Source organism: Vibrio kasasachensis (assembly GCF_050337565.1).
In the GTDB taxonomy this organism is placed as follows: Bacteria; Pseudomonadota; Gammaproteobacteria; order Enterobacterales; family Vibrionaceae; genus Vibrio; species Vibrio kasasachensis.
On the sequence record NZ_JAKJTB010000023.1, the window covers coordinates 10,682 to 27,469 of the forward strand.

The window sequence follows — 16,788 nt, forward strand, 5'->3', positions numbered from 1 at the left end:
CCTACGGCGCAACACCACTTTCTAGGATACGCTGTAATCGAGGTCGACTAATTCTCAGTAACTCGCAAGCCTTACCTTTATGCCCATCAACTGACTCTAATACTTTCAAAGTATGGCGATACTCCATGTCTTGCAAACTCAGATCACCGACTGGCTGATCTCGAGCGTCATTTACGCTCTGTTCAGAGCGCAAATCTTCAAATAAATCAGCTGTTAGAATGTCGCCTGGGCATAGAGCAACCGCTTTTGTTAGAGTATTTTCAAGCTCACGCACATTACCCGGCCAAGAGTACTTACACAGCAATGCCATCGCATCCACCGCTACCTTTGATATACGGGTACCTAATTCTTTGTTAGCGCGCGCTAATAAAGCCGGTATCAACGCTTCTAAGTCTTCTTGCCGCTCTCGCAAAGGAGGGAGGTGGATCTTAACCACTTGAAGACGATAAAAAAGATCTTCCCTAAAAGACTTTGCTTCAATCGCTTGTTCAAACTCGATATTGGTCGCCGAGATAATCCGTGCGGAGGTCTTGATTGGCTGTTTACCTCCTAACGGAGTAAATTCTTTTTCTTGTAGTACACGCAGCAACTTAGCTTGAATTTGTGGTGATAATTCACCAATTTCATCTAAGAACAGCGTACCTTTATTTGCCAATTCAAACTTTCCGAGCTGATCCGAAGTCGCCCCCGTGAACGTTCCTTTCTTGTGCCCAAACATTTCGGACTCAAGCAAGTTTTCAACCAGAGCGGCGCAGTTGATAGCAACAAAGGGCGAGCCTTCACGTCGACCTGCATTATGAATTGCTCGGGCCACCATCTCTTTACCCGTACCCGATTCACCAGTAATCATGACAGATGCATTAGTCAAAGCGACTCGCCCAATCGTTTTGTAAATCTCTTTCATTGCATGAGAGGAGCCCACCATCGAACGACCAAAATTATCTGGAATTGTCACGACATCTTGGTTACTCGATACATGATATTGCAGCGCTTTTTCAATCGCTTGATCTAATTCATCAATATCGATCGGCTTATGAATATATTCGTCAGCACCTTCTTGCATGGCACTGATAGTGCTCTCCATATCATGAAAAGCAGTGATCATAATAATGCGTGACTCTGGGGACACCGCTTTAAAATCAACAATACCCTCTATGCCCGATTTACCCTCCATACGAATATCGAGAACAATCACATCAGGTTGGAAGGTTTGTGCAATCTCTACCCCCGCATCAACACAGTTAGCAGTTGAGACTTCAAAATTCTGCGATTGATAATGGAGTTGCAAGGTACGGCTAATACCTGCGTCATCATCGACAATTAACAACTTGCTCATAGAGAAAGACTTCCTGTTTCTGTCATCGTCCTGCCTGGCTTATCGGCTAAACCAACCGATGAGGTGGGAATGCGAATGGTTGCCAAGGTGCCCTCGATTTGTGGGATTAGCTTTATATGACCATGATGCGCGTCAATATTACGTTTCGCAATCGCGAGCCCAAGCCCTGTGCCCTTTGCTTTAGTGGTAAAGAAGGGTTCAAATACTTTCTTCGCCATGCACGGGTCGATTGATTGTCCATTATTTTCAATATTTATTAGAAGTTGAGTCTCTGATTCTGTGATCATAATATTAGACGAAATTTTCACCACAGCATCCGTGCCACTTTTCGCCGCTTGCATTGCGTTAAGCAAAACATTTTGTAGTGCTTGGCGAAGTTTCGTGGCATCCGCAAACACTGTTGGTAAATTCGGTTGCAAATGCACATCCAAACGCACCTCTGATTGTTTCGCCAATTTCTGCTGCCCGGCGATCAAAGTTTCAAGTAACTTATTCAAATCTATCCATTCTGGTGTGAGCTGATCGGGGCGGGAATACGCTAACAGTTCTTCCAAAATAGCTTCCATATAACGAACTTGCTCCAAAGAAATATCAAACATTTCATTGGGGTTGGCGCGAGATTGCAGCTGTAAAACCATTTTTATTGAGCTAAGCGGATTACGAAGATCATGGGCGATCATATTCACCACTTTACCCACCGCAGCCAATTTTTCGTGATGAATGCGTTCACGGGTTTGCTTATCCACCTCTTGTGCTAATCGCTTCTCTTCGCTGATATCTTGTTTAACCGCAACGTAATAAAGCGAGCGACCCTCGACATCTTTTACTGGTGATATTCTTGCGCGCTCCCAGAATAACTCGCCTGATTTCTTGCGATTATGGAACTCCCCTCGCCACTCTTCACCTGACTGTAATGTTTGCCACAGATTATCGTAATCCTCCTTCTTGGTTTCGCCCGATTGTAAGAAACGCGGAGTTTGTCCAAGTACATCGTCTCGCGCATAACCGGTCAGTTCACAAAAAACTGGATTCACATAAACAATCCGCCCACTTAAGTCTGTAATCAGCACCGAGTTTTGGCTACTCTCAACTGCATGGCTCAAACGTTGCAGCTGGTCTTGAGCCATTTTTTGCTGCGTAATATCCTCACCAATTAAAGTTAGTACCCCTTCTTGATCATTTGACTGGGTAAAGGTCGATGTCCACGAGACAAGGTGAATTTCTCCCGTTTTACCCATCACCACACTTTCACTATGAGGTTGATGAGTTTGTTGTCTGATTGCTTCATCCAATGCATATTGAGCTTGGGGGTGTAATTCTTTCGGTATGAAACGTTCCACCCAGGGTTGTCCAATCACTTCATCAAATTGATATCCGACCATGTTAAGGAAAAAATCATTGCAGAAAGTAATATCACCGCGCTGATTAATACTCACCGCCGCCAGTTGAATGTTCTCTAAAGTGCGGCGAAATTGCTGTTCATAGCGTTGCTGATGGCGCAGTTCGCGGGTTTGCACTCGATAGCGAGCAAAAATAGTAGTGGCAATGGTGAGCATGATGAACAGCAAGAAATACACTAAAGTGTATTCGTGGTGGAATGCTTGCCGAGAAAGGTTGAATCGTTCTAAAGGAAAAGCTGACACTATGGTCCAATTACCATTGCTTGGAGCTTCAATCTGGGCATAAGTGTAATAGCTCTCCCCTATCAGCTCTTGCCCTTCATTGCGTAGTTGTATTCCATCAAGCACATCATGAGGAATACCTCGGTCAGGACTAACGGCAAAGTTACTTCCATCAGCATCTGAAGGATGAATAACCGCGATCCCCTGCGGATTATAGAGATAGATATGATTGATAAAACTTGGCGCAACTGTCAGTAATTTATTGATCAGTTTGTTGCCCTTATAATTAAGGAGAATAACCCCTAGACGCTTACCCTCACCATCAAATACCGGTGTACCTACACGTATTGTTGGATTGAGAGGCTGTTGAACTTCACCGCCTTCAAAATTTAGGTCTAATGGTGAAATGTAAACATTACCTTCCGCCAATTTATTGGAGTATTGCCAATAGTATCGATGAGATTTGTTTTGTAATTTATCCTGTGGAACAACGCTCACCATCCCATTGGCGTTATTCACTCGTAAGCGCTCAAACCCTCGTGTATCAACAAATCGGATGTGGTCATAATTGTGGTTATTGGCACTTAGCTGGACAAAGTAAGCTTTTAAATTGTTATACGGGTCTTGCCGTTGGGAAACAATATTACTAGTCACATACGCCAAGTTTTTCGCGTCTGCAGACATACGAACTAAAGTTTCCCCTAATACTTCCTCTATCAAATCGACAATAACTTGTTCATTGTGCAATGCGTACTGTTTATCATTATCCACACTAAGCAGGTAATGTAGATTCATCCAAACGCCTAAGGCTAAGTATGCTGGTATTGCCCACAGAGCCCATTCCACCAGCAATGCCTTTTTTCTCGGCAACTTAGCCATTCTTATCATCATTTTTCAATTCCCTGCTCATTCCTTAACTAGGGGAATAGTTAGGGTAAGCAAAAAGGCGATATTAGTCTCATTGACGAGTGATATTTGCGCACTACAACACCCCTCCTATCAGCTTAATCGCATTTGGTTTTTGCTGTTCTGTTAAGTCAGCAAAGCGGAGGTTAACTGCTTCAAGTACTTGCTGCTGAATGGGTTCCAACAGGTGATAAGCGAAGGGATGGCATTCATCATCATTAAACACCAATTCAATCAACGAAGAGATGCTTTCATCGTCTTCTCGAAGAATACATGCCATTTTCAATGCTTGTTTACGTAAGCCCGCCGATGGATCAGTAAGTGCCCTTTTTACTGCCTGATGCACTATCGGTTTGAGTTTTTGATTCAGTTTGGCAAGATGCGCTTCTATGGTGAATAAGGCATTCAAACGAATGTGTTCGCTAGGGCTAGCGAGCGCTTCTATCGCTAACGGAACCGATTTCGCTGCCGAAACCTGTGACAAATACTGTAATGCGCATTGCTGTGCCACTTCATGTCCATCAAGTAATGTACGCCCGGCTCGCCCAATGGCGTTATCGGCGTGCGGTTTTTTCGGATTTGTTTTCTTTTGCAAAGCGAGCGCGGTAAATATCTCACTAAGCTCCTGCTCATTCGCATCCAGCAACGCTTCAATCAGCCATTCTGCCGCTTGGGGATGGTTCGATTGCCCCAATGATCTCAATGCTAATATCTTATTGTCGAACTCTGGCAAGGTCGCGATTTTACGACGGTTCAAATTGAGATTATCGGCACTATCAAAATTTGCTTTGACCACATCGGCAAATGTATCAAACTCCTCGTCGAGTTCATTGACCATATCAACAATGGTTGTTTGTTGGTCATCTGGCGCGGCACTCACACCCAGCATGGCTGACAAATTGGACTGGGTAATCGCATCTAAAGTAGAGAGGTTAGGTTTATCTATTTCCAACTGCTCTGGTACTTGATGTTGCTCAAGCAATGCCAACATTTCTTCAGCGTCAGGCGATGGTTCAGATCGCGGCGGAACAGAGAGAGCCGCTTGCTCAACCTCTATCGAACTTGGGTAGGCTTGCAGTCCAAAGAGGGTCATACGCATTAGGTGCTGAGACGCTGGCTTCTCTATCTGGCTTATAACATCAAAACAAGCCTGCCTTACGCTGGTATCAAAGCGCGGCTGTTGAGATTTATGCTCAACTTCAACAATGCGTCGCTCTAATTGATCAAATAACTGCTGAGCTAGCCCATCAAATGACCCAATCGCTCGGATTAACCTTATCTGATGATGGGAGGCTAAACTGGTATTTAGGAGAGCAGCGTTGGTTAACTCACTAACTCGCAAGCGTTCAGCCTCGGCTAATGGCACATTGCTTAGTATGTGCAACGCAGCGATTAACGCTTCAGGCTCAGACTCATTAATCGCTTCAAGTACGTATTTAGCGTCTTCAGCGGCAATTTGTTGTGAGGAAAGCAATTGAATTAGCTGGGCTTTGGCTGATGCCGGGCAAGTGGTGAGGTAACTTAATAATCTTGATTTATCAATTTCACCAGCACTTGCCAGTTGCTCTAGCGCTATTATTGCAGCCTGTTGAACACTGAACTCTGTGTCTTGCAGTCGCTTCGCAATATCCCAAAAATATTCATGGGTATACCTATTCCCAAGGCTTTCAATAGCATATCGACGACACAAACTATCTTCATCGACCAAATGTTTGAATAGAAAAACCGTTGCCATTCTCGATTGGCTGGCTTGTAACCCTTTTAATAGCTTACGTCTCGTCATCAATGCCGCATTCGCCAATCGCTCGATGACCCAATCAGGGTCAAGTTTGGCAATCCCGCGATAGATTAACGCTTCTAACTCGGGTTCTGGGTCTTGTTCCAGTATGGATTGAAAAACGGTGGCATACTCTGTTTTTGCCTGTTCCACCAGAACCTTGACAACGTAGAGCTGAATATCCCACCAATCATCCCAATCACTGCTGATTCCCCAAGAATCAGTGTCATTTCTTCCCTGTGCGAGTTCTAAAAATAACCTCTCTATCTCCGGTTGACTTAAACAATGAGAAAGGGCATTCAACGCGGCAAGCCTTGCGTCTCCTTCAGGATGAAACCGAGCAACATCTGACAAAGCACTAATATCGCCAATCTTTAACGCTGCCAATGCCTCAGAAGCATCCACCACCACATCGGGGTCTTCATGGTAAAGACACTGGTTCAACGCTGGCTCAGCTTCAATGATGCCACTGAGTGCAATCGCCTTCGCGCTGTAACAACGCATGGCCTCATCACCTTGCTCTAATTGTTCAATGAGTAACTGCTTACTTTGTTGAATGATCATATTTTGATTCGACGTTTTGTTGATCGTGACATTGTGCATACATAGTTCCCCATCGGTCGAGCAATCATGGTTCTCTCGCTTACAAGCTAAAGTGACCATGCGGCATATTCATTTTTCGATATTGGCTTCCATATCCTTTATTAAGCAGTTTTCATGCCCGAACAAAACCCACAACAAATTCCTTTATTTACAATAAGTTAAATTAGCCATCCTTTATTGCAATCTCACAATAAATAATTTATTGAACGAATCGTTTACCAAGCATCTGTTCGATTTAACGATTCGTTCAATTACTTGTTGTGAACAAGATTAAACCATCACTTAAGTCATTGTATTTAAACAGAAATAAATCAAATCAAAAATTGGAACACTTTGTGCAGAGATAAAATTAGATGACAAAAAACAACTGCGTATTTGATTGATTTATTGAATAAAACGCAGAACTAGCTGGAAGCTAAGGAGCATAACAATGAAAAAGATGCTAATCCTTGCTGCTACCATCGGTGTCTCTTTTAGTGTTATGAGCCAAGCAGAAGATGTTACGTTTGGTCCTCTACCTGAACTGAAAGTGGATACTGCCAAAGCAGAACTTGGAAAACGCCTATTCTTCGATACCCGCTTGTCGGGCAACACCGCACTTTCTTGTGCATCGTGTCACCAACCAGAAAATGGCTTTGCTCACCCTGATGCACTCGGTCCTGCTTATACTGGCAGTAAAGGCTTTCGTAACATTCCCACCCTAATCAACACCGTTTATAAGAAAGTCTGGTTCCATGATGGTCGTATCGGCACCAACCTTAACGATGTTACGCGTGAGAACATTACCGAAGACTGGTTAATGAATATGGATATGCGCTTGATGCAAGAGCGCTTAAAGCAAGATCCAACTTACGTAAAAATGTTTAAAGAAGCCGGTTATGGAGAACCTTCAAATGGTAGCGTTCGTAAGGCGATTCCTGAATATCTTAAAACTCTAACCTCTAACCAAACACCTTTTGATAAACAGCAGCTTTCTGCTGACGCAAAACAAGGTTTTGAGCTCTTTAAAGGAAAAGCGGGGTGTGCATCTTGTCATAACGGACCGCTTTTCAGTGATGGTAAGCCACACAACACTGGTGTACCGGAGAACTTAGATATATTCCGCGATCCGATGCGCCATCAAACCTTTATTGCGTTCAACATGTTTATGGGCAATGAAAACTACATGAACCTAAAGCGTGATGTAGGCGCTCACGTACAAACCCATAAAGCCGATGGCAGTGATAAGGGCAAATTTATTACCCCTACTCTGCGTGAACTAAAACAGACCGCGCCGTATATGCACAATGGAATGATTGCGACACTGGAAGATGTCGTCGCGTTCTACAACCTCGGAGGTGGTGAAGACAGCAATAAAGATACTCGAATCCAAGTACTTAACCTGTCAGCGCAAGAGCAAGCACAACTTGTCGCCTTTCTTGAGTCCCTCTCTAGCGAGCCGCTAACCAGCGAACAGCACGTTTGGATGGAAAGTGACTATAACTACAAGCTGATCCCTGATTGGCGCAATGCTAAGAATTAAGGAGGATGAGATGAAATCAAAAACTATCACCTTGTCTGCTATTGCAGCAATGGCAATGACTCTTACCGCCTTGCCTGCATGTGCTCAACAGGAAGAAAAATCGACATTAACCGCAGAGCAAGTAGCCGCAAGCCTACCGAGTGTCGAACTCAACGGTGTGAGCTACCCATCTCTCGCACCTTTAGGCAAAGTACCAACGCCTGCGGATAACCCAACCACAGCTGAAAAAGTTGAACTGGGTAAATTGCTGTTCTTTGATGGTCGTTTAAGTGGTGATACTTCGACACCATGTTCTGCCTGTCATAACCCAGCATTAGGTTGGGATTTCCCCGCCGACTTATCGCTTGGTTACCCAGGTACAGTGCACTGGCGCAACAGCCAAACCATTATCAACTCAGCCTACTATCAAAAACTCTTTTGGGCGGGTTCTTCAAAATCATTAGAAGGTCAAGCTAAGAGCGCAGCCAAAGGCGGCGTCGCTGGCAATGGTGAAGATGACATAATGGAGGCTCGCCTTGCCCTCGTGCCTGATTACGTAGAACGCTTTAACAATGTGTTTGGTGATAACTACCCGAAAGTAAGTAACGCATGGAAAGCGATTGCAGCATTTGAGCGCACCTTAGTGCAAACCAACACGCCACTGGATAGATATCTGATGGGTGAACAATCGGCATTAAATGAATCACAACTGCGTGGCAAAACTCTGTTTGAGGGCAAAGCAAATTGTATCGCCTGCCACAATGGTGCCCTTGCTTCCGATCAGAAGAACTACAACATCGGTGTACCAACCAACAAGCGTTGGGAAAACGACCCAATGGCGCAAATCACCTTCCGGTATGAGCTGTATGCAAAAGGCTCAACTGAGAAGATGTATCGCGAAACCAAAGCCGACCCGGGCGTTTACTTCCGTGGCAAACTTAAATCAATGAAAGGTAAGTTCCGCACACCTAGTATTCGTTACACCAAATATACCGCGCCATATATGCACAATGGCACGATCGCTACTCTGCCAAACGTGGTCGATTTCTATAACCGAGGTGGCGTAGCTGCTGATGGTCGCACGACAGATTTCCCACAAACCAAGAGCCCATTGGTCAAGCCTCTCGGCTTGTCAGATAAAGAAAAGCAAGATCTCTTAGCATTCTTAGAAGCTTTCTCAGGAGAGCGTATCACGATGGATTATCCAACATTGCCTGAATATCAGCCGCTATTCAGCGAGGAAGATCTGGCGGAGGTGAAGAAATGATTTCGAATACAGATAAGGCAAGTAAGAAAGAGAGCGCGAAAGAGCATAACAAATGCATGATATCTCGCCGCCAATTCTTAATGTATACCGGCGCCGCTGCCGGAGCTGCGAGCGTTATGTCTATAACTATGTTCCCAGGCACAGCACAAGCATCTGAAGCCAAAGCCCGAGTGATCGGCTATCCCCGTAAACTACTGGGCAAGCTGAGCGAGCTTAATACCAATGAGCCATTGTATTTCAACTACCCAGACGATGGTCCAAATACCCAAGGCATCTTGGTAAAAATGGGCGTACCTGCGGGCGGTGGCTTAGGTCCTAAGCAAGATGTGGTTGGCTTCTCACTGATGTGTACTCACCAAGGTGGACCAATGAACGGCGCGTACAAAGTTGTCGGCGAGCATCGCGTGCTCGGTCAGTGCCCGTTTCATCTTTCGACCTTTGATATGCGCCGCCACGGCATCATCGTTTCAGGTCAAGCTTATGAAAGCTTGCCACAAATCCTATTGGAACTAGAAGGCGATGACATCTATGCCGTTGGCGTGATGGGATTACTATTTGGTCGTACCGACAATATTATCGCGATGCAGGAGGCGTAACATGACAACTAATTTTTACATCCCCGAAGATCATGCGCCATTACCACCGACAAATGCAGAAGTGATCACCACTGCCTGTGATTACTGCGTGGTGGCATGCGGGTACAAAGTATATCGCTGGCCACTTGAACAAGCGAATGGCGGTTTAAAAGCGAGTGAAAACGCATTTGCTGTCAACTTTCCAAGCGCACCCTTGCAATCTTGGGTTGCCCCCTCACAGCACAACGTAATTATGCACAACGGCAAGCCACACAACATCGTAGTGGTTCCGGATAAAGACACCACAGCTGTCAATAAGACCGGTGACTCATCGATGCGTGGTGGCTTATTGGCGCAAAAATTATACAACCCATCAACAGGTACTCGCGACCGCCTTACCCAACCTTTAGTTCGTATTGGTGGTAGCTTGCAACCCGTACCTTGGGACTTTGCATTAGACATCGCCGCGCAAGTTGGTCGTCATGTTATCGACAACCATGGGGCTAATGCTTACGGTGTAAAAACATATTCTTATCAATATATTGAGAATACCTATGCGATTACCAAATACGCGCTTCGCCATGTAAATACCGCTAACTTCACCTTCCATGACACCCCTTCAGATGTCACTTCAACACCGGGTTTCCGTGATGCTGGTTTTGATAACTTCGGACCGAGTTACGATGATTGGGGCGCTGCCGACACGCTAATGATTTGCGGTACTGACCCGTACGAAACTAAGACTATCATCTTCACTCAGTTCATTATGCCCGGCGTTCGTCGCGGCATGAAAACCGTGATGCTAAACCCACGTGAAACCGCAGGCATTGCTTGGTTAAAACAACAAGGTGGGCTTCATATTGATCTAAACCCAGGTTCAGACAACCTAGTGGTCGGCGCTATCATTCGCGTCATTTTGGAAAATGGCTGGGAAGACAGCGAATGGATCCAAAACTGGGTCAACAACAAATGGGAATCAAGCTCTGGCTTCGGTCAAGGTACGCGTAATACCCCTTGGCAATGGCGAACGACTTGGGGCAAATTCCAAACTAATGGCTTTGCTGGCTATAAAGAGTGGAACCTAGCGCAAAAAGAATATGACCCTGAGTACGCTGCGAAAGTCGCTGGCATTGATGTAGCTAAAATCTACAAAGCCGCAGAAATGATGGCTAAACCAGTTGATGGTGTCAGACCAAAAACCTCGATTGGTATCGAGAAAGGCTTCTACTGGTCAAACAATACTGGCAACACTAACGCGATTTCTTCACTGGCGACCATTGTAGGTGCAGGCGGACGTGAAGGACGCGTTGTCGGTCGCTTTGGTGGGCACCAACGTGGCGGGCAATCCGGCGGTAAACTTCCTCGCAACAAATCGCCGGAGAAAGTACCGGGGCGTCGTCGTCGTTCTATCGATACCGACCGTTACTTATATTCTGGTCACACACGTTTTGCACATGTAATTGGTACCACATGGATCCAAGCGATGTGTGGTAGCCAAGGTTTACAGAAAAAATTCTGGGAACTGACTATCGCCAACCCCAATCAAGTCTTTAGCTACGACAAGCAAGAGATTATCGACACGCTGAAAAAGCGCGCGGATTCTGGTGGTATGGTCGTAATCAACCAAGATATTTATCTACGAGACCCTATTGGTGCCAAATTCGCTGATATCGTCTTCCCTGCTGCCACTTGGGGTGAAGTCGACTTCATGCGTGCCAATGGTGAACGTCGCTTGCGTCTATACCAAAAGTTCGCCGATGCCCCTGGGCATGCACAACCAGACTGGTGGATCATCAGCCAATTAGCGACGCGTATGGGTTATGACGGTTTTGATTGGGAGAACTCCAACCAAGTTGCCGAAGAAGCCTCACGATTTAGTCGCGGCAGTCGTAAAGATTTCCACATGATTAAAGTCGCGGCGCATGCGGAAGGCAAAACCCTACATGAGAAGCTACGTGAGTACGGCACTGACGGTATCCAAGGTCCGGTGTTCTACAACTACGATACCAAACAACTGGTGGGTACTAAGCGTTTACACGATACCGAGATGACGGAAGCAGAACTGGCGGAAAAAGGACTTACCGATGGTCCTCAAGGCGCGAACGTACTCAAGAAACAGCTGACTCACTTCAACAGCCAGACAGGTAAAGTCAACCTACAAAAACACCCTTGGGATCTGTTCAGTGATTTCTACGAGTGGTTGCAACCACAAAAAGACGAGCTTTGGTTTTCGAATGGTCGTATTAACGAAATTTGGCAGTCAGGTTTTGATGATGTGGAACGCAGGGCTTATGTCATCCAACGTTGGCCTGAAAACTGGGTAGAGATTCACCCTGATGATGCCAAGAAACGCGGTATCGAATCTGGTGACCAAGTGATGATGTATTCCGATCGGGTCGCCAACTTCAAAGATACTATTTTGGGCGTTCATGGTGATGACTTCCAGTTCAGCAAGTTGATGGAGAATGGCCATATAAAATTGGATAAAGCAGCAGTAACCGCAGTTGCCATTGTTACGCCAGCGGTGAAGAAGGGCTGCTTATACGCCAACATGATCGATATGCGGCAGCCATCCAACTCATTGACGACTCGAGTTGTTGACCAAATTTCTGGTAATTACAACTTCAAAATGGGCGTCGCCAACATTAAGAAATTAGGCGAGTCGAAATACAAGAGTGAATTCAGAGCCTTCTCATTTGCTCCACGTAACATCGTTTAACCTTCGGGCGTCAGGGAGTAGGGACTCTGGCGCCCTTTTTAACCACTTTAATTAAGCAATGTCTATTTATTCATAACAAGGAGAAGAGTATGAAGCGAGCATTAGGTTTAGCAGTTGCTGGAGGTATCCTAGCAGTCGCAGCTTCAAGCTATGCCGTAGCAGACGATACTGCAGCAGGCAAAGCAAAAGCGATAACGTGCGTAGCATGTCATGGGACCGATGGTATCTCACCTATCGAGCTATACCCTAACCTAGCGGGTCAAAAAAAGGGCTATCTGGTTAAGCAAATGAAAGCATTTAAAGACGGCAGCCGAAAAGACCCAACTATGAACGCTATGGTCGCTGCGTTATCCGATAAAGATATCGAAAATATCTCTGCATATTATTCAAAACTTTAGGGGAATCTATTCCTAGCCAAGCAACCACATCATTTATCTGTGGTTGCTTTTTTTTCATCGCCAGACACTACAATGACGCAAATTTATCTTCTAAAAAACGTAGCAACAACTGGGTTTTGCGTGGTAGAAACTGCTTTGAAGGATAAACCGCATAAACTGGACCAGGTGGTTCAACTTGATACTCAGGCAATAAGTTTATTAACTTGCCTTCTTTTACCAATTCATCACCAAATACCTTAGGTAAAACCCCAATGACGGAACCATGCACCACCCCTTGTGCAACTGGTCCAAAGTCATTGGCGTAGACATGATAATCCGTCTCTATTTGTTGAATTTTACTGCCTTTGTTCAACTTCCAAGGTTTAGCAAAATATGGCACTGTAAACGATTTACAGCCATTAAGTTGGCAAGGTTTTTTGGGCAATTGGTTATTTCTAAGCCATGGCAACCCCGCGTATAGCCTCATTTTAGGTTGATAAAGAAACTTCGCTACCAGCGATGAGTCTTTCAACGGACCAGGACGAATAGCCAAATCAACCTGCTCAGTATGAATGTCTTCAATGTCATTGCTGATGCGGTAATGTAATTCAAGATTCGGATATCGCGCTTGAAACTCGCCCAACCAATCGGCTAAGCGAAAATAAGAAAGAAAAATTGGTGATACCACCAACATCTTGCCACTAATATGTTCCTGTTGATCTTGTAAGAAGGTGACACTATCAATCAATCCTTCCAAGTGAGGGGCGGTTTGCTGATTAAGTAATTGTCCTAACTCACTTAACTGTACTGTACGTGATGTACGCAGGATTAGCTTAATCCCTAAGACTTTTTCTAGTTCAGCTATACGACGACTGACGGTGCTAGTAGGTAAATCCAAGTGTTCAGCAGCTGAAACAAAACTGCCTCTCTCTGCAATGGTTTTAAGGATCAGAAGATCATTGAAGTTCAAGCCATCGTCCCATTAATGGAATTGTAGTTCCAAATTATGCCGTTTTTAATAACAAACAAACTACCTAAGCTTGGATAACTTACACGTCACTTCAAGAAAATGGAGAGAAACTTGATGAAGAATGGCATGATTTTATTGAGCCTAGCGCTACCAACAACCGTCTTTGCTAATGGGTATGATCATTTAAACAATGATGGTCAAGTGGATGTATCTATTAGCGTACTGGATTGCGGTAGGATTGAAGCGAGAAAACCCAGTATGTTTAACCCCAATATATCTGATGAGAAGCCGTTGCTCTTCGCAAACAGCTGCTACCTAATCAGCCACCCTAACGGTCACTTGCTGTGGGATGCTGGGCTTAACGATACGTTGAACCAAGTTCCAGAAGGTATGACGGTAATGGAGGGGGCTTTCCATTTCTCGCTACCGAAAACGCTTATCGGGCAGCTTTCAGAGCTCGACCTTAAACCTTCTGGTATTGACTATCTTGCTTTATCCCATTTACACGCCGACCATATCGGTAATGCTAACCTTTTTAGTGCCGCAAAATGGCTAGTCCAAAAAGCCGAATACCATGTTGCTTTTGACCCCACACGCTCAGCTCAGCAAGGTTTTGACCTCACTCAATACCAAGATTTAAAAGAATCAGCTCTACAAATTGATGGTGACTATCAAGTCTTTGGGGATGGTTCTGTGGTCATAATCTCAGCTCCAGGGCATACTCCCGGACACCAAACTCTCTATGTCGACTTACCTAACTACGGTCCAATTGTCCTTAGTGGCGATCTCTACCACTCTCATCTAAACCGCAAACAAAAGGCGATTCCAGTCTTTAACCAACCGCAACAGACTAAGCACTCTTTTGCTAAAGTCGATGCCTTACTAAGCGCGACAAATGCCGAGCTATGGATCGGGCATGATATGGATGAGTTTACCGGAAAAAAACTTGCGCCCTATAGATATAAATAAACGCCTATATCCAAGTGACTCAGAGTTATGTAGTTCTGCGAAAATAGTTAAGGTTCTCGACAAGATTCTGATTCATTGTTATTGAAATCACTTGAATATGTGACTAAAGGCTAACTGCGCACACATATCGAAAATGAGAAACTTAAGGCTTATGCTCCCGAGTTACCTTCAGGTGCTCGGTTGCTTAAGTACGTTACTTAGATATAAGTGATAGCAGTTTAGTTCGGTGAAAGGATTTTATGTGTTTAGCTCTAAGCTCTCTTCTTCTCCAACCCATTTACTTAATGCCCACTCATTAGCGGGGTTGGGCGCAACACTAGTTGGCAATGGCATTGGTCGATTTGCCTATATTGCGATGATGCCTGCATTGATTCACGCTGGCTGGTTTAACGAACAACAAGCCTCTTACCTTGGTGCAGCAACCTTAATAGGTTACATTCTGGGTGCGCCTTTCAGCAGTTACTTACTACACCATTTTAACGTGATTAACCTGATCCGAACGGCGATGCTACTTAGTAGTATCAGCTTCTTAGGCTGCGCTATCCAAGATGCATCATTTAGTTATTACTTTGTTTTAAGGGGCATTGCAGGCCTCACCGGTGCCATGTTGATGATATTGGCACCACCTATTATTGTTCGGCTGCACGCACCAGAGGTCAAAGCAAGGATCAGCGGTATTATCTTCTCTGGTATCGGCGTAGGCGTGATGTTCGCAGGCTGCGTGCTCCCATTCATTCTTCAGCACAGTATCTCTGCGGCATGGTTAATACTTGCTATGATCACCTTCGCGGTCACCGTTATGAGTTGGCGCACTTGGGCAGCAGTGCAACCGACGGCACGGTATACGTCATCCAATGCCCGATTTAACACACTATCGAAATCACAAAAAACCACCTTGTTGATGTTAATTTGTGCGTATTCACTCGATGCCATTGGTTACTTGCCGCATACTTTATTCTGGGTCGACTATATTGTTCGCGATCTGCATCAATCACTCACTTATGGCGGTTTTATGTGGGCAATTTTCGGTTTGGGTGCAGCGCTAGGGCCTGTAATATCAGGAATATTAGGTGACAAATTTAACCTTAAACTGGCTCTATCTTGCGCCTTTTTACTCAAAGCTGTGGGGGTAATGTTACCGATTCTTTGCACTCATAGTGTTAGCTTAGCCCTCTCATCATTACTAGTTGGGTTATTTACAACAGGCACGGTCGCACTCATCTCGGCTTATACCTTGGAATGCGTGGGCTATGAATTAAATACCAAAGCATGGGGGCTGCTCACCATGGCGTTTGCATTGTCACAAGGAATATTTGGTTATCTTTATGCCCACTTGGCACCAATAGTACCCAGTTACCAGCCGCTATTTATAACGAGCACATGCATGCTGCTGATCGCTTTATTTTGCGTGTCAAAGACTAAACCAACGCATCAAGGCTAAAGTCACCATAAAAAGGAATTACAATGAAGCTCTATCTTAATGAAACATCGCCATTTTCACGCGTGGTGCTCATCACCGTTCTGCTTACCAAGCAAGAAAATGTAGAACTGGTTTGGGTTGACCCTTGGGCTTCCCCTGAAGATCTATTGCAAGTTAATCCCTTTAGTATGATTCCGACCCTAGCCTCCGCTGAGGGCGAATGTATTGCAGAGAGTCTGACGATATGCCAATACCTGATCGCTAATTACCAACCAAGCACCATCGAGCAACCTCAATTGGCTAATTCTGAGCAGGCAGCATTGATGGGTCTAGCTAAAACAATGATGGAAATCGGATTTAAATCAATAGCACTTGAACGTTTCATAGACCAACCCAACACACTCAATGAACGAGCTATTGTTGGGCTACAACGCGCGTTGAATCTGCTTAATCACCAACTAGAAAACCAATTTTCCAAAAGTGTAAAGCTTCCAACATTAGCCACTCTCTACCTACACTGTGCGTTAGATTACATCGCGTTTCGTCATGAGAAACTATTTGAAAGATGCGCCCAGCAACCGATCTACACATTTATGCAGGCATCACCTTTCAGTAATATTCTCAGTGACGTTAGCGTGGCAACACTCGCAAACAAGCCAAGCTATCAAACGCTGCTTTAAAACACCGCGAATAAAATTGCACAACCTCTCCTATAACAAAGCTAAGGTTTCAGGTTGGGCTGGGAA

General features: G+C 44.9%; 12 protein-coding genes. 8 read left to right on the forward strand and 4 right to left on the reverse strand.

Features of this window, described 5'->3' with window-relative positions; all coding sequences use genetic code 11:
* Position 1 precedes the first annotated feature (1 nt).
* From L4C38_RS17930 to L4C38_RS17940, 3 genes are all read right to left on the reverse strand, one after another.
* The gene (locus tag L4C38_RS17930) at positions 2-1,336 is read right to left on the reverse strand and encodes a sigma-54-dependent transcriptional regulator (RefSeq protein WP_428798919.1); all 1,335 of its coding nucleotides are present in this window, start codon (positions 1,334-1,336) and stop codon (positions 2-4) included.
* Positions 1,333-3,849 (reverse strand): PAS domain S-box protein, encoded by a 2,517-nt coding sequence (locus L4C38_RS17935; protein WP_428798920.1) that lies wholly within the window; start codon positions 3,847-3,849, stop codon positions 1,333-1,335. Before L4C38_RS17935 ends, L4C38_RS17930 begins: the two co-directional genes overlap by 4 nt.
* Before the next feature lie 91 nt (positions 3,850-3,940).
* The gene (locus tag L4C38_RS17940; protein WP_428798921.1) at positions 3,941-6,244 is read right to left on the reverse strand and encodes a HEAT repeat domain-containing protein; all 2,304 of its coding nucleotides are present in this window, start codon (positions 6,242-6,244) and stop codon (positions 3,941-3,943) included.
* A 481-nt stretch (positions 6,245-6,725) separates the two neighbouring features.
* On the opposite strand from L4C38_RS17940, the gene L4C38_RS17945 reads away from it, so the two are divergent.
* From L4C38_RS17945 to L4C38_RS17965, 5 genes are all read left to right on the forward strand, one after another.
* Complete coding sequence (locus L4C38_RS17945; protein WP_428798980.1) at positions 6,726-7,766, forward strand: cytochrome-c peroxidase; 1,041 nt, start codon at positions 6,726-6,728, stop codon at positions 7,764-7,766.
* Between the two features lie 10 nt (positions 7,767-7,776).
* Positions 7,777-9,012 (forward strand): cytochrome-c peroxidase, encoded by a 1,236-nt coding sequence (locus L4C38_RS17950; protein WP_428798922.1) that lies wholly within the window; start codon positions 7,777-7,779, stop codon positions 9,010-9,012.
* Positions 9,009-9,608, forward strand: coding sequence for an arsenate reductase (azurin) small subunit (locus L4C38_RS17955; protein WP_428798923.1), 600 nt, complete (start codon positions 9,009-9,011; stop codon positions 9,606-9,608). Before L4C38_RS17950 ends, L4C38_RS17955 begins: the two co-directional genes overlap by 4 nt.
* A 1-nt stretch (position 9,609) precedes the next feature.
* Positions 9,610-12,306: a molybdopterin-dependent oxidoreductase gene (locus L4C38_RS17960; RefSeq protein ID WP_428798924.1), complete on the forward strand. Its 2,697-nt coding sequence runs from the start codon at positions 9,610-9,612 to the stop codon at positions 12,304-12,306.
* Between the two features lie 89 nt (positions 12,307-12,395).
* Complete coding sequence (locus L4C38_RS17965) at positions 12,396-12,704, forward strand: c-type cytochrome (protein ID WP_428798925.1); 309 nt, start codon at positions 12,396-12,398, stop codon at positions 12,702-12,704.
* A gap of 67 nt (positions 12,705-12,771) precedes the next feature.
* Here the strand turns inward: L4C38_RS17965 and L4C38_RS17970 are convergent, their stop codons facing one another.
* Positions 12,772-13,653: a LysR family transcriptional regulator gene (locus L4C38_RS17970; protein ID WP_428798926.1), complete on the reverse strand. Its 882-nt coding sequence runs from the start codon at positions 13,651-13,653 to the stop codon at positions 12,772-12,774.
* Positions 13,654-13,767: 114 nt separating this feature from the next.
* Between L4C38_RS17970 and L4C38_RS17975 the strand changes: the two genes are divergently transcribed.
* From L4C38_RS17975 to L4C38_RS17985, 3 genes are all read left to right on the forward strand, one after another.
* Complete coding sequence (locus L4C38_RS17975; RefSeq protein ID WP_428798981.1) at positions 13,768-14,622, forward strand: N-acyl homoserine lactonase family protein; 855 nt, start codon at positions 13,768-13,770, stop codon at positions 14,620-14,622.
* A 241-nt stretch (positions 14,623-14,863) separates the two neighbouring features.
* The gene (locus tag L4C38_RS17980) at positions 14,864-16,063 is read left to right on the forward strand and encodes a YbfB/YjiJ family MFS transporter (protein WP_428798927.1); all 1,200 of its coding nucleotides are present in this window, start codon (positions 14,864-14,866) and stop codon (positions 16,061-16,063) included.
* Between the two features lie 23 nt (positions 16,064-16,086).
* On the forward strand, positions 16,087-16,722 hold the full coding sequence (locus L4C38_RS17985; protein WP_428798928.1) for a glutathione S-transferase family protein: 636 nt from the start codon (positions 16,087-16,089) through the stop codon (positions 16,720-16,722).
* The last annotated feature ends 66 nt before the right edge of the window (positions 16,723-16,788 follow it).